The organism is Pseudomonas sp. DWP3-1-3b3, assembly GCF_049896305.1.
GTDB classification, from domain to species: domain Bacteria; phylum Pseudomonadota; class Gammaproteobacteria; order Pseudomonadales; family Pseudomonadaceae; genus Aquipseudomonas; species Aquipseudomonas azotoformans_A.
This window is the reverse complement of sequence record NZ_JAFCUA010000001.1, coordinates 1,149,409-1,162,682: the sequence shown is the minus strand read 5'-3', so window position 1 is coordinate 1,162,682 and position 13,274 is coordinate 1,149,409. Positions and strand designations below refer to the sequence as shown.

10 protein-coding genes and 1 pseudogene are annotated in these 13,274 nt (G+C 62.6%); 9 read left to right on the top strand and 2 right to left on the bottom strand.

Going from position 1 to position 13,274, the window contains the following annotated elements; all coding sequences use genetic code 11:
- The first annotated feature begins 50 nt into the window (after nucleotides 1–50).
- From ampD to ACP7BX_RS05605, 5 genes and pseudogenes are all read left to right on the top strand, one after another.
- On the top strand, nucleotides 51–614 hold the full coding sequence (ampD, locus tag ACP7BX_RS05625) for a 1,6-anhydro-N-acetylmuramyl-L-alanine amidase AmpD (RefSeq protein WP_426128106.1): 564 nt from the start codon (nucleotides 51–53) through the stop codon (nucleotides 612–614).
- The gene (gene ampE, locus ACP7BX_RS05620; protein WP_426128108.1) at nucleotides 611–1,447 is read left to right on the top strand and encodes a regulatory signaling modulator protein AmpE; all 837 of its coding nucleotides are present in this window, start codon (nucleotides 611–613) and stop codon (nucleotides 1,445–1,447) included. Before ampD ends, ampE begins: the two co-directional genes overlap by 4 nt.
- Nucleotides 1,448–1,593: 146 nt before the next feature.
- Nucleotides 1,594–2,685 (top strand): annotated as a pseudogene (locus ACP7BX_RS05615) (methyl-accepting chemotaxis protein); the annotation flags it as partial.
- Entirely contained in the window at nucleotides 2,662–3,591 is a 930-nt protein-coding gene (locus tag ACP7BX_RS05610) for a methyl-accepting chemotaxis protein (protein ID WP_426161308.1), read from the top strand. The pseudogene ACP7BX_RS05615 and the gene ACP7BX_RS05610, both read left to right, overlap by 24 nt.
- 126 nt (nucleotides 3,592–3,717) lie before the next feature.
- Nucleotides 3,718–4,149 (top strand): hypothetical protein, encoded by a 432-nt coding sequence (locus ACP7BX_RS05605; RefSeq protein WP_426128110.1) that lies wholly within the window; start codon nucleotides 3,718–3,720, stop codon nucleotides 4,147–4,149.
- On the opposite strand, the gene ACP7BX_RS05600 is transcribed toward ACP7BX_RS05605, so the two are convergent.
- Complete coding sequence (locus tag ACP7BX_RS05600; protein ID WP_426128112.1) at nucleotides 4,096–4,872, bottom strand: TatD family hydrolase; 777 nt, start codon at nucleotides 4,870–4,872, stop codon at nucleotides 4,096–4,098. The genes ACP7BX_RS05605 and ACP7BX_RS05600 overlap by 54 nt on opposite strands.
- Nucleotides 4,873–4,874: 2 nt before the next feature.
- Entirely contained in the window at nucleotides 4,875–5,870 is a 996-nt protein-coding gene (cra, locus tag ACP7BX_RS05595; protein WP_314534576.1) for a catabolite repressor/activator, read from the bottom strand.
- Between the two features lie 293 nt (nucleotides 5,871–6,163).
- Between cra and ptsP the strand changes: the two genes are divergently transcribed.
- From ptsP to ACP7BX_RS05575, 4 genes are read left to right on the top strand one after another with little or no spacing between them, the layout of a single operon-like run.
- Nucleotides 6,164–9,022, top strand: a complete 2,859-nt coding sequence (ptsP, locus tag ACP7BX_RS05590) for a phosphoenolpyruvate--protein phosphotransferase (protein WP_426128114.1) — start codon at nucleotides 6,164–6,166, stop codon at nucleotides 9,020–9,022.
- Nucleotides 9,023–9,943 carry a 1-phosphofructokinase gene (pfkB, locus tag ACP7BX_RS05585; protein WP_426128116.1) on the top strand — a complete coding sequence of 307 codons (921 nt, stop codon included), beginning with the start codon at nucleotides 9,023–9,025 and terminating at the stop codon, nucleotides 9,941–9,943.
- 11 nt (nucleotides 9,944–9,954) lie between these two features.
- A complete protein-coding gene (locus ACP7BX_RS05580) occupies nucleotides 9,955–11,664 on the top strand; it encodes a PTS fructose-like transporter subunit IIB (protein ID WP_426128117.1) in 1,710 nt (569 codons plus the stop codon).
- 44 nt (nucleotides 11,665–11,708) lie between these two features.
- On the top strand, nucleotides 11,709–13,250 hold the full coding sequence (locus ACP7BX_RS05575) for an alkaline phosphatase D family protein (protein WP_426128119.1): 1,542 nt from the start codon (nucleotides 11,709–11,711) through the stop codon (nucleotides 13,248–13,250).
- The last annotated feature ends 24 nt before the right edge of the window (nucleotides 13,251–13,274 follow it).

Genomic DNA, 13,274 nt, shown 5'->3' with positions numbered 1-13,274 from the left:
GGGTCGAACGCGGCATACTGGTCACACGTTGTCTCGTTAAAGGAACCTGTATGCAGTTGGACCCCACCAGCGGTTGGTGCCAGGGCATCCGTCATTGCCCTTCACCCAACTTCAACGAGCGCCCCGCCGGCGAAATCTCACTGTTGGTGGTGCATAACATCAGCCTGCCACCGGCGCAGTTCGCCACCGGTAAAGTGCAGGAGTTTTTCCAGAACCGCCTGGATGTCACGGAACATCCCTACTTTGAAGGGATTGCTGACCTACGGGTGTCTGCGCATTTTCTGATTGAGCGTGACGGGGCGGTGACGCAGTTTGTGTCCTGTCTCGACCGGGCCTGGCATGCCGGGATCTCCCAATTCGAGGGGCGGGAAACCTGCAATGATTTTTCCCTGGGGGTGGAGCTCGAAGGCACGGATGACCAGCCGTTCACTGACGCTCAATATGCGTCATTGATCGACCTGACCCGCCAGTTGCTGACGGCTTACCCCGGCATCACGCCCCAGCGCATTTGTGGTCACAGCGATATCGCTCCGGGTCGCAAGACCGATCCCGGCCCGGCTTTTGATTGGACGCGCTTTCGCAGCGCCCTGCAGGATGGAGGACACGCACGATGAGTTTCCTGGTGTTGGTGCTGGCGGTCTGGATCGAGAAATTCTCGGCCCTGCGCCAGCGATTGCAGCGTGATGGCGGTTGGCTGCGGGAACTGGCTAAGCTGGAATCGAGCCCGCGCATGGGCAGGCAGCCCTGGCTGATTCTGACGTTGCTGGTGTTGTTGCCGGTGGCTTTGCTGGCGTTGTTGCTGTTGGTGTTGGAGCCGGTGGCTTACGGGCTCTTGGCACTGCCAGTGCACCTGTTGGTGGTGATCTACAGCCTGGGCCGTGGTGATCTGCTCGCCGGGCTGGGTCCCTTTCGCGATGCCTGGCGACGGGGCGACCTGCAAGCCGCCGAGCATGTGGCCGAGCGTGACCTGAACTTGAGCGCCGACAGTGGCGAACAATTGCTTGAACGCGTCCAGGGCCATCTGTTGTGGCAGGCCTACCAGAGCTTTTTTGCCGTGATTTTCTGGTACTTCCTGTTGGGCCCGGTGGCTGCGTTGGCTTATCGCCTGCTCGCACTGGCCAGTGAACACAGCAAGAACCCTCTGGTGGCTGAGCGGGCCGGGCAACTGCGCCACGCATTTGACTGGCTGCCGGTGCGCCTGCTGGCGGCCAGTTTTGCCCTGGTGGGTAACTTCGTCGCGGTCGGCCGTGTGATGCTCCACGAACTGCTGAGCTGGGACATCAGCGCAGCCCAACTGGTGGAAAAAGTTGGCCTGGTCGCGGCAGAAATTCCGCCTCCAGCGGTCGGCCCCGATGGCATCAACAGCCTGGACCGACTGTGGGAGCTGCTGCTGCGCGCGGCGGTGCTGTGGTATGCCGGGTTTGCCATCTGGACGGTACTGCCCTGACGGCTGATCTCATTAACCTTAAGTTACAAAACTCCCTTTCAAATTGAGCTATACAGATGCTGGCTAACTGCCGCCCTGCGCCTCAATAAAAATAAAAGAAAGGGAGTTCACCTGTGAAGAGCTTGCTCTATCCCGCCGTCGCCCTGATGAATCGCCTGAGCTTCGGCATGAAGTTCAGCTTGATCAGCGTGTTGTTCCTGCTGCCGATGCTGGCGACCAACTATTACCTGGTGCGTGATTCGTGGCGTGAATTCCAGGGCACACGCGTCGAGCTGCAAAGCCTCGACTTGCTCGGCAGCAGCCTGGCCCTGCGCCGCGACCTGGAAACCCTCAACAACCAAGTGCAGATCAACGCCACGTTGGGCCAGTCCGGTAAGGCGGGCGACCTTGAGGGCAAGATCAGCGCTTTGGAACACAGCGTGCTGAACCGCCTGCAAAGCCTTAGCGCCATGACGACCGAACCCGAGCAAATCACCGCGTTTGACGCTAAACGCGACGAGTTGATCGCCGCCTTCAAGGCCCAACAACAGGAAACCTCGTTGCTGAGCAAAAGTGCCCTGATCGGCAAGTTGCTCAACAAGGCGCAGATGCTCAGCCAGATCATCGCCAGCCAGTCCGGCTTGAGTCGAGACTCCCAAAGCGACCTGCGCCAACTCAGTGAACTGATCACCAGCGTGACCCCGCAAGTCACCCAGACCCTGGGCGAAGGCCGGGCAATGGGCGCGTATTCCCTGGGCCAAGGTTTTCTCAACTCGTCGTCCAGCACACGCTTTGACGAGCTGTTGCAGCAATTGGAAAAACTCCAGGCCGAGTATGGCTTGAAGTTGCAGGATGCCTTGGGCTCCAGCAAAGCCGCGCACGCGGCCCTCGACAGCCTGGCCAAGGCCAGCAACGCCAGCCTCAAGCAAGGCAGCGAGTTATTCGAGGAGCAGGTGGTGATGGCCGAAACCCTTGATGCGCCCTGGCAGGGCTTTTACGACAGTGTCAGTCAGTTGATGGCCCAGACCTACCAGTTGGATGACGCCACGCTGACCTTTCTCGGACAACAGTTGGAACAACGCCTGGCACAGAACCGCACGCACATGGTGGTGCTGGTCTCGGCCCTGAGCGCGGTGTTCCTGTTGATTTTCTACCTGTACGCAGGCTTCTACGCTTCCACGCGCACCACGCTGCGGCGTCTGGGCGCGATGATGGATAAAGTGGCGGCCGGTGACATGACCGTCACCTTTGTGGCGCATAGCCGCGATGAGCTGGGTGACCTGGGCCAGGTGTTCAACGGTACCGTGGCGAAGATCCACGACTTGATCGAGCGCGTCGGACACACCGTCAGCCAGGTCGAGTTACAGGCCGGGCAGGTGGAGACGGTCTCGGCCCAGAGCAATCAGGCGGTTTCCGGGCAACGCACGCAGATCGAGCAGGTGGCGACGGCCATGAACCAGATGTCGTCCACTGCCCAGGAAGTCGCGCGCAGTGCGGCGGCGGCGGTGAGCAGTGCCCATAGCGTCAACGACGAAACCGTCAGCGGCCGTGGCCTGGTGCAGTCGCAGCAGGGCAGCATTGCGCGGCTCGCCACGGAAATCGATCAGTCGGTGCGGGTGATCAACCAACTGGCCACCGACAGCCAGTCCATCAGCAGCGTGTTGGAAGTGATCAAGAGCATCGCCGAACAAACCAACCTGCTGGCACTCAATGCGGCCATCGAGGCCGCGCGGGCCGGCGAGCAAGGGCGTGGGTTTGCGGTAGTGGCGGACGAGGTGCGTACCCTGGCACGACGCACCCAGCACTCCACCGAGGAAATCGAGCAGATGATCAGCCGCTTGCACAGCGGCGTGGCGGCGGCCGTGAAGGCCATGGGCAGCAGCCATGAAATGGCCAGTGGCACCGTGGGCCAGTCGGAAAAGGTCCAGCAAGCCCTGGAAAACATCCTCGGTACCGTAGGGATGATCGTCGATCAGAACCAGCAGATCGCCGCCGCCGTGGAGCAGCAAACCGCCGTCGCCCACGATATCGACCAGAACATCGTTGAGATCAATCGGGCTGGCGAACATGCCGCCCAAGGCGCACACCAGACCGAAGCGGCGAGCCGACAGCTGTCGATACAGGTGATCGAGTTGAAGCAATTGATCGGCGCGTTCCGCGTGTGAGATCAGAATGTAGGATTTGTCGTTTGCTGGCGTGGTGCTCGTCCTGATTTCTCAGCGTCTCTTTTCCGGGGTCTTGAATGAGTGAAAATTGTTTCACTCGATTTCAAGTCCTGGGGAGGCACAGCGATGAGCGCTGTAATCGGCATCAAGGGGCACTGCGCCCATTGCGACATCACCTTTAATCTCAAGCCTTGGCAACTGAACGCCATTGCCATCGAAGAGCCGTTCGATTGCCCGTATTGCCAGTGGATCTTGCAGTTGAACTGTCCTCGGCAATTGCGCCAATTCAGGTCGCTAGACCATTGGGCACTGGTGCGCCCGAGCATGGTGGTATTGACCTGCACGGCACTCATCGTGGCACTCGTGACGGAGTGGGTGGGGCTGATCAGTGTGATCGGCCAATTCAACATTTCGCTGATCGTGTTGCTGGTGCATTTCCTGGTGCTGCGATATGCCCGCTACCGTCAGCGGATAACGCTGGACCTGCAAGTGGTCTCGCCTTCTCTACCAATTGAACAGCTCGCACGCATTGCGTGTGCTCGCCTCGGCCAGCAATAGAGGGCTGGTATTCATGCGCTCGGCGAGCGCGGTGCAGATGTCCGGCAGGTGCTCGGGGCTGTTGCGTTGGCCGGGGTACATGGCGGGCGCCATATCCGGTGAGTCGGTTTCCAGTACCACCGCGTCCAGCGGCAGGTGGGCCAGCACCTTGTGCATGCGCAGGGCTTGAGGCCACGTGGCGGCGCCGCCCAAGCCCAGTTTGAAGCCGAGCTTGATGTATTCGCGGGCTTCTTCACGGCTGCCGGCAAAGGCGTGGATGATGCCGCCACGGGGCAGGCGAATGCGCTTGAGGGTTGCAATCACGGCGGCGTGGCTGCGACGCACGTGCAGCAGCGCTGGCAGTTGGAAGTCCGCCGCCAGTTTCAGTTGGGCTTCGAACAGGCTTTGCTGGCGTTCGCGGTCCAGCTGTTCGAGAAAGTAATCCAAGCCGATTTCGCCCACGGCGCACAGTTGCCGGTGGCCGTGCAGGCGGGTCAGCCAGTCGCCCAGTTCCGTCAGGTCGGCGGGGCGATGGTCGTCGAGGTACACCGGATGCAGGCCAAAGGCAGCGAACAAGCCTTCGTCCGCTTGCGCCAGGTCCCACAACCGCTGCCAATTCTGCTGATACACCCCCAATACCACCATGCGCCGCACGCCCAGGGCTCGGCTGTGGGCGAGGACGTCCCGGCGATCGCTGTCAAAGTCCGGAAAGTCCAGGTGGGTGTGGGTGTCGATCAGCTCCACGCTCAGGCCTCGTGAATACGCTGCTTGAACGTCCGGCCGATGGCATGCACGCCGGGCTGGTACTGTTCTTCTTCAATCGCGGCCAGGGCCAGGCGCAGTGCCGTCTCGGCGATCAGTTGATGTTGCTGGGCCATGGCGTTGACCGGCAGCGGCAGGAAGTCCAGCAACTGGGTATCACCAAAGGTGCCCAGGCGCAGCGGTCGTGATTTGAGCGGGAAGTCATGCAAGGCGTCGAACACGCCTTGCAGCAGTACGTAGGACGTGGTCACCAGCGCGTCAGGCAAATGCCCCAGTTGCTGCAGAAGTTGCTCCATCAACTGTCGGCCACAATCGCGACTGAAGGCTTCACCGTGTTCGACGATCACTTCACCGGTGAACCCTTCGAGGGCCTTACGGAAACCGGCGGCACGTTCCTGGCTGATACTCAGCTCGGGCCGTGCGCCGATCAATACGATCTGCTTGGGCAATGGCTGCAACAGGCTGCTGGTCAATTGCTGGCACGCCTGGCGGTCGTCGCTGACCACCGAGCAGAATTGATCCGCGCCCATCACCCGGTCAATGGCAATCACTGGCAGCCCCTTGGCCTGCAGCTCGCGATAACTGTCATCGCTGGCCGGCAGGCAGCTGGCGACAAATAGCGCGTCACAGCGCCGGGCGCGGAACAGTTGCAGCAGTTGGCGCTCGCTGTCGGCATCATCATCCGAGCTGGCGATCAGCAGTTGATAGCCGCGCGCCCGCGCACCTTGCTCCAGGAGCTTGGCGATGCGTGCATAACTGGGGTTTTCCAGGTCGGGCAGGATAAAGCCCAAGGTGCGCGTATGCCGACTGCGCAGCCCGGCGGCCTGGGGGTTGGGGGTAAAGCCATGGGCTTCGACCACGGCGCGCACTCGCTCGACGGTGGCGCTGCTGATGCGTTGCTGTTCAGCCTTGCCATTGATGACGTAGCTGGCGGTGGTCACGGACACACCGGCAAGACGGGCGATATCACTGAGTTTCAAACCGGGATTTCCTTGTTTTCTGGAGCTTGCCCCGACATTTTCTCCAATCGTAACCGATTCCTGTACACGACCAATGTCCTGGCTCAAGCGCCGAGTGGTTCTTCAAGGATGCGCAATTAACGCGTAGTCTTCCATAAACTATAGATTAAACGTTTCAGCCAGCGTATTTTTACGACGTTCGCGACTGAGTGGCTACTGCCAATTGACTGCTCAGTCAGTAAAACCTGAACACCCTTTACACTGTTTGTTTAAAACAATACCTAGTGCGCCACTGCACTAACTAGGAGAACGGCATGCTTGAGCTCACTGTAGAGCAGATTTCCATGGGCCAGGTGGCCGTGGACAAATCTGCTGCCTTGCACCTGCTCGCTGAAAAACTGGTGGCCGACGGCCTGGTCGCCGAGGGTTACCTCAGCGGTTTGCAAGCTCGTGAAGCCCAAGGCTCGACCTTTCTCGGCCAAGGTATCGCCATCCCCCACGGCACCCCCGAAACCCGTGACCAGGTATTCTCCACCGGTGTGCGCCTGCTGCAGTTCCCCGAAGGGGTGGACTGGGGCGACGGCCAGATCGTGTACCTGGCCATCGGCATTGCCGCCAAATCCGACGAACACTTGCGCCTGTTGCAGCTGCTCACCCGCGCCCTCGGCGAAACCGACCTGGGTCAGGCCCTGCGCCGTGCTGGCAGCGCCGAAGCGCTGTTGAAACTGCTGCAAGGTGCGCCGCAGGAACTGGCACTGGATGCGCAGATGATCAGCCTGGGCGTGTCCGCCGACGACTTCGAAGAACTGGTTTGGCGCGGTGCGCGGCTGTTGCGTCAGGCCGATTGTGTGAGCAATGGTTTCGCCGCCGTGTTGCAGCAGGTGGATGCGCTGCCCCTGGGCGATGGCCTGTGGTGGTTGCACAGTGAGCAGACCGTCAAGCGCCCAGGGCTGGCGTTTGTCACCCCGGACAAACCCATGCGCTACCTCGGCCAGCCGCTCAACGGCCTGTTCTGCCTGGCCAGCCTGGGCGAAGCTCACCAGACGCTGCTCGAACGCTTGTGCGCCTTGCTCATCGAAGGGCGCGGCCAGGAACTCGGCCGCGCCACCAGCAGCCGCGCCGTGCTTGAAGTGCTGGGCGGTGAATTGCCGCCAGACTGGCCCACCGCGCGCATCACCCTGGCCAACGCCCACGGCCTGCATGCGCGCCCGGCGAAGATCCTGGCGCAGTTGGCGAAAAGTTTTGAAGGCGACCTGCGTGTGCGCATCGTCGATGGCCCGGTCGGCGCCGTGTCGGTGAAAAGCCTGAGCAAACTGCTGAGCCTCGGCGCGCGGCGCGGCCAAGTGCTGGAGTTTGTCGCCGAGCCGACCATTGCCGGCGACGCGCTGCCCGCGCTGTTGGCGGCGGTGGAAGAGGGCCTGGGTGAAGAGGTCGAGCCACTGCCAACCCAAAGTGCCCCGCCTGAAGTCGTCGAGATCGAGCCGGTGCTCAGCGCACCCTTGGCCGGCAGCCAGATCCAGGCCATCGCCGCCGCGCCGGGCATTGCCATCGGCCCTGCGCATATCCAGGTGCAGCAGGTCTTCGATTACCCCTTGCGCGGCGAGTCTTCCGCCATCGAGCGCCATCGCCTGCACGGCGCCTTGGCCGATGTGCGCCGGGATATCCAGGGCCTGATCGAACGCAGCCAATCCAAGGCGATCCGCGAGATTTTCATCACCCACCAGGAAATGCTCGACGACCCGGAACTCACCGACGAAGTCGACACCCGCCTCAAGCAAGGCGAAAGCGCTGAAGCGGCGTGGATGAGTGTGATCGAAGCGGCGGCCAAGCAGCAGGAGTCGTTGCAGGACGCGCTGCTCGCCGAGCGCGCCGCCGACCTGCGTGACGTCGGCCGTCGTGTGCTGGCGCAGCTTTGTGGCGTCGAAAGCGCCCAGGAGCCGAGCGAACCTTACATTCTGGTGATGGACGAAGTCGGTCCGTCCGATGTGGCGCGTCTGGACCCGGCGCGCGTCGCTGGCATCCTCACCGCCCGTGGCGGCGCGACGGCCCACAGCGCCATTGTCGCCCGTGCGCTGGGTATTCCGGCGTTGGTCGGTGCCGGCGCGGCTGTGTTGCTGCTGGCCGCCGGTACGCCATTGTTGCTCGATGGCCAGCGCGGTCGCCTGCATGTGGACGCCGACGCCACCACCCTGCAGCGCGCCACGGTCGAGCGCGACACCCGCGAACAACGCCTGCAAGCCGCCTCGGCGCAGCGCCATGAACCCGCGCTGACCCGCGATGGGCATGCCGTGGAAGTATTTGCCAATATCGGCGAAAGCGCCGGCGTTGCCAGCGCGGTGGAGCAGGGCGCTGAAGGCATTGGCTTGCTGCGCACCGAACTGATTTTCATGGCCCACCCGCAAGCACCGGACGAAGCCACCCAGGAAGCCGAATACCGCCGCGTCTTCGATGGCCTCGCCGGTCGCCCGCTAGTGGTGCGCACCCTCGATGTGGGCGGCGATAAACCGCTGCCTTACTGGCCGATCGCCCAAGAAGAAAACCCCTTCCTCGGCGTGCGCGGCATTCGTCTGACCTTGCAGCGCCCGCAGATCATGGAAGCGCAACTGCGGGCGCTGCTGCGCTCGGCGGACAATCGCCCGCTGCGCATCATGTTTCCCATGGTCGGCAGTGTTGACGAATGGCGCGCGGCGCGCGACATGACCGAGCGCCTGCGCCTGGAAATCCCGGTGGCAGACCTGCAACTGGGCATCATGATCGAAGTGCCGTCGGCCGCGTTGCTCGCGCCGGTCTTGGCCAAGGAAGTGGACTTCTTCAGCGTCGGCACCAATGACCTGACCCAGTACACCCTGGCCATCGACCGTGGCCACCCGACCCTGTCCGCCCAGGCCGATGGCCTGCACCCGGCGGTGTTGCAACTGATCGACATCACCGTGCGCGCCGCCCATGCCCATGGCAAATGGGTCGGCGTGTGCGGCGAGCTGGCGGCGGACCCGTTGGCCGTGCCGGTGTTGATCGGCCTGGGTGTCGATGAGTTGAGCGTGTCGGCCCGCAGCATCCCCGAAGTGAAGGCGCGCGTGCGCGAATTCAGTCTCAGCGAGGCCCAGGGCCTGGCGCAACAAGCACTGGCGGTGGGTTCGCCCGCCGAAGTGCGAGCCCTAGTGGAGGCCGTGTAAATGGCAAGGATTTTGACCCTGACGCTGAACCCGGCGTTGGACCTGACGGTACGCCTGGCGCGCCTGGAGCCGGGTGAAGTCAACCGCAGCGAAACCCTGCTGACCCATGCTGCCGGCAAGGGCGTGAATGTGGCGCAGGTGCTGGCCGACCTGGGCCATCAGGTGAGCGTGGGTGGGTTTCTCGGTGAAGAAAACCCCCAGGCTTTCGACGCGCTGATCGCCCGCCGTCGATTTGGTAATGCGTTTATTCGTGTGCCGGGCGAGACACGCAGCAACATCAAGATTGCCGAGCAGGATGGCCGGGTCACGGATATCAATGCGCCTGGGCCGTTGGTGAGTGAAGAGGCGCAGAACGAACTGCTCAAACTCATCGCCATCGTCGGCCCGGAATTCGATGCGGTGGTCGTGGCTGGCAGCTTGCCGCGCGGCGTCAGCCCGCAGTGGTTTCAAAAAATGCTCGAACAATTGAAAAAGCTTGGCTTGAAAGTCGCCCTGGACACCAGCGGCGAAGCGTTGCGCGCCGGTTTGCAGGCTGGCCCGTGGCTGGTCAAACCCAATACCGAAGAACTGGCCGACGCCCTGGGTAATGCCCCGGATGCCATCAGCCAATTGCATCAACAGGGTGTGGAACACGTGGTGGTCTCCGACGGCGCTGCGGGCGTGAGCTGGTACAGCCCAGGCACATCGCTGCACGCCACGCCGCCCAAGGTCACGGTCGCCAGCACCGTCGGCGCGGGCGACTCGCTGTTGGCTGGGATGCTCCACGGTCTGCTCAATGGCTATACGCCGGAGCAAACCCTGCGCCGCGCCACGGCAATTGCCGCGATGGCAGTGACGCAGATCGGCTTCGGTATCAGCGATCACGCGCAGTTGGCGCGCCTCGAAAGCGGCGTCCATGTGCGTGCGCTGACAGAACAATAAGAGGGTTTGTGATGAAGTTAGCCATTGTTACCGCCTGCCCGAACGGCATGGTCACCAGTGTGCTGTGCGCCCGCTTGTTGGACGCTGCCGCGCAACGCCAGGGCTGGAGCACCAGCGTTGAAGTGGTGGATGTACAGCGCCCGGAACGCCAATTGTCCCAGGCCACGATCGACGATGCCGAATGGGTGTTGTTGGTCACCAGTACGCCGGTGGATATGCAACGGTTTGTCGGCAAGCGCGTGTTCCAGAGCACGCCGGCCCAGGCGCTGGCGGATGTCGACGCCGTGTTGCGTCGCGGCGCAGAAGAGGCGCAGGTATTTGTCGCCACGGCACCCGTGGCTAAAAATGCACCGCGCATCGTCGCCATTACGGCCTGCCCAACGGGGGTTGCCCATACCTTCATGGCTGCAGAGGCCTTGCAACAGACGGCCAAGCGCCTGGGCTACGACTTGCAGGTCGAGACCCAGGGCTCGGTCGGCGCGCGCACGCCCTTGAGCCCGCAGGCCATCGCCGACGCCGATGTGGTGTTGTTGGCGGCGGATATCGAAGTCGCCACCGAGCGCTTCGCCGGCAAGAAGATCTATCGTTGCGGCACCGGCATTGCCCTCAAGCAGTCCGAAGCCACCCTCAACAAGGCCCTGGCCGAAGGTGCTGTGGAGAGCGCGGCCAGCGGTGCGGTGGCCAAGCAAGAAAAGACCGGCGTGTACAAACACCTGTTGACCGGTGTGTCGTTTATGTTGCCGATGGTGGTGGCGGGTGGGTTGTTGATCGCCTTGTCCTATATGTTCGGCATCACGGCGTTTGAAGAGCAAGGCACCCTTGCCGCCGCGTTGAAGTCGGTGGGAAGCCAGGCCTTCATGTTGATGGTGCCACTGCTGGCAGGCTATATCGCCTACTCCATTGCCGATCGTCCCGCCCTGGCCCCCGGCATGATCGGCGGGTTGCTGGCGACGACATTGGGCGCAGGCTTCATCGGCGGGATATTCGCCGGTTTCCTGGCCGGTTACTGCGTCAAGCTGATCACCCGCGCGGTCAAGCTGCCGCAAAGCCTGGATGCGCTGAAACCGATCCTGATCATTCCGTTGCTGGCGAGCCTGTTCACCGGCCTGGCGATGATCTACCTGGTCGGGCCGCCGGTGGCGCGCATGCTGGTGAGCCTGACGGGCTTCCTCAACAATATGGGCACTACCAACGCCGTGCTGCTGGGTGTGCTGTTGGGCGGCATGATGTGCGTCGACCTCGGTGGGCCGATCAACAAGGCAGCTTATGCGTTTTCCGTCGGCATGCTTGCCGAGCACAGTGGCGCGCCGATAGCCGCAGTGATGGCGGCGGGCATGGTGCCGCCCATCGGCATGGGCATCGCCACCTTCCTGGCACGCCGCAAGTTTGCCCAGACGGAGCGTGAGGCCGGCAAGGCGGCGATCATTCTCGGCATGGTGTTTATCTCCGAAGGCGCGATTCCCTTTGCAGCCAAAGACCCGCTGCGCGTAATCCCGGCCAGTATCGCCGGTGGCGCGTTGGCGGGTGCGCTGTCGATGTACTTTGGTTGCAAGCTCGCGGCGCCCCACGGCGGCCTGGCGGTGCTGGTCATCCCGAATGCGATGAACCACGCGCTGCTGTACCTGCTGGCGATTGTCGCCGGTAGCGTGCTGACCGGCCTGGTGTATGCGCTGATCAAACGTCCGGAAGCGGTCGAGCTGACTGTCGCACCGGTGTCATAACCCCATGCTTTAGTGGCCCTTTTGATAATCAAGAGGGCACCTGCATGAGCCACTTCGATCTCGGCCGCCGCCGCGTGATGCAAGCTGTCGGCGCCGGCCTGTTGCTGCCGGGCCTGGCCCCGGCGGTGATCGCCTCGGTCAAGGACCGGCCGCAACTCACCGACGGCGTGCAGTCCGGCGACCTGCTCGGTGATCGCGCCATGATCTGGAGCCGCAGCGACCGCCCGGCGCGCATGGTGGTGGAGTGGGACACCCGCAGCGTCTTCAGCAACCCGCGTCGATTTGTTTCGCCCCTGGCCGACAACCGCACCGACTTTACCGCCCGCGTCGAACTCACCGGGCTGCCCGCCGACCAGGCGATTTTCTACCGCGTGCACTTCGAAGACGCCCAGACCGGCGTTGCCAGCGAACCCTGGTTTGGCCACCTGCGCAGCGTGCCGCAGCAGCGGCGTGACATCCGTTTTGTATGGAGTGGCGACACCGTCGGCCAAGGCTTCGGCATCAACCCGGACATCGGTGGCATGCGCATCTATGAAGCGATGCGCCTGCGCTTGCCGGACTTTTTTATCCACAGCGGCGACACCATCTACGCCGACGGCCCGGTGCCGGCCCAGCTCACGGTCGAAGACGGGCGCATCTGGCGCAACCTCACCACCGACGCCAAGAGCAAGGTGGCTGAAACCCTGGAGGAATATCGCGGCAATTACCGCTACAACCTGATGGACGAAAACGTCCGTCGCTTCAACGCCGAAGTGCCGCAGATCTGGCAGTGGGACGACCATGAGGTGGTGAACAACTGGTCGCCAAGCAAGCAGCTGGATGAGCGTTACCAGGTCAAGGACATCAACACCTTGGTCGGCCGTGCGCGCCAGGCCTGGCTGGAATATTCACCGATGCGCCGGCAGAGCGCCGATGGCGGCGGGCGCATTTATCGCAAGCTCAGCTACGGGCCGTTGCTGGATGTGTTCGTGCTGGACATGCGCAGCTATCGCGGACCGAACGATGACAACCTGGGCGGTGAAAAACCCTTCCTCGGCCGCGAGCAGTTGGATTGGCTCAAGCGCGAACTCAAGGGCTCGCAGGCGCAGTGGAAAGTCGTCGCCGCTGACATGCCAATTGGCCTGGGTGTGCCTGATGGCGAAGTGAGCCCCGGCGTGCCGCGCTGGGAAGCGATTGCCAACAACGACCCCGGCGCACCGCAAGGGCGTGAGCTGGAAATTGCCGAGCTGTTGGGCTTTTTAAGGGCGCAGAAGGTGCGTAACCATGTGTGGCTGACGGCGGATGTGCATTACTGCGCGGCACACCACTATCACCCGGATCGCGCGGCGTTCCAGGATTTCGAGCCGTTCTGGGAGTTTGTCGCCGGGCCGTTGAATGCGGGGAGTTTCGGGCCTAATCCGTTGGATAAGACCTTTGGGCCAGAGGTGGTGTTCGAGAAGGCGCCGCCGGCGCAGAACACCTCGCCATTCGCCGGTTTTCAGTTTTTTGGCGAGGTGAACATAGATGGGCAGACGGCGGAGTTGACCGTGATTTTGCGCGACCTGGATGGCGTTTCGGTCTTTGAGCAAAAACTCCAACCCAGCTGACTTGGAACACAATCAAACTGTGGG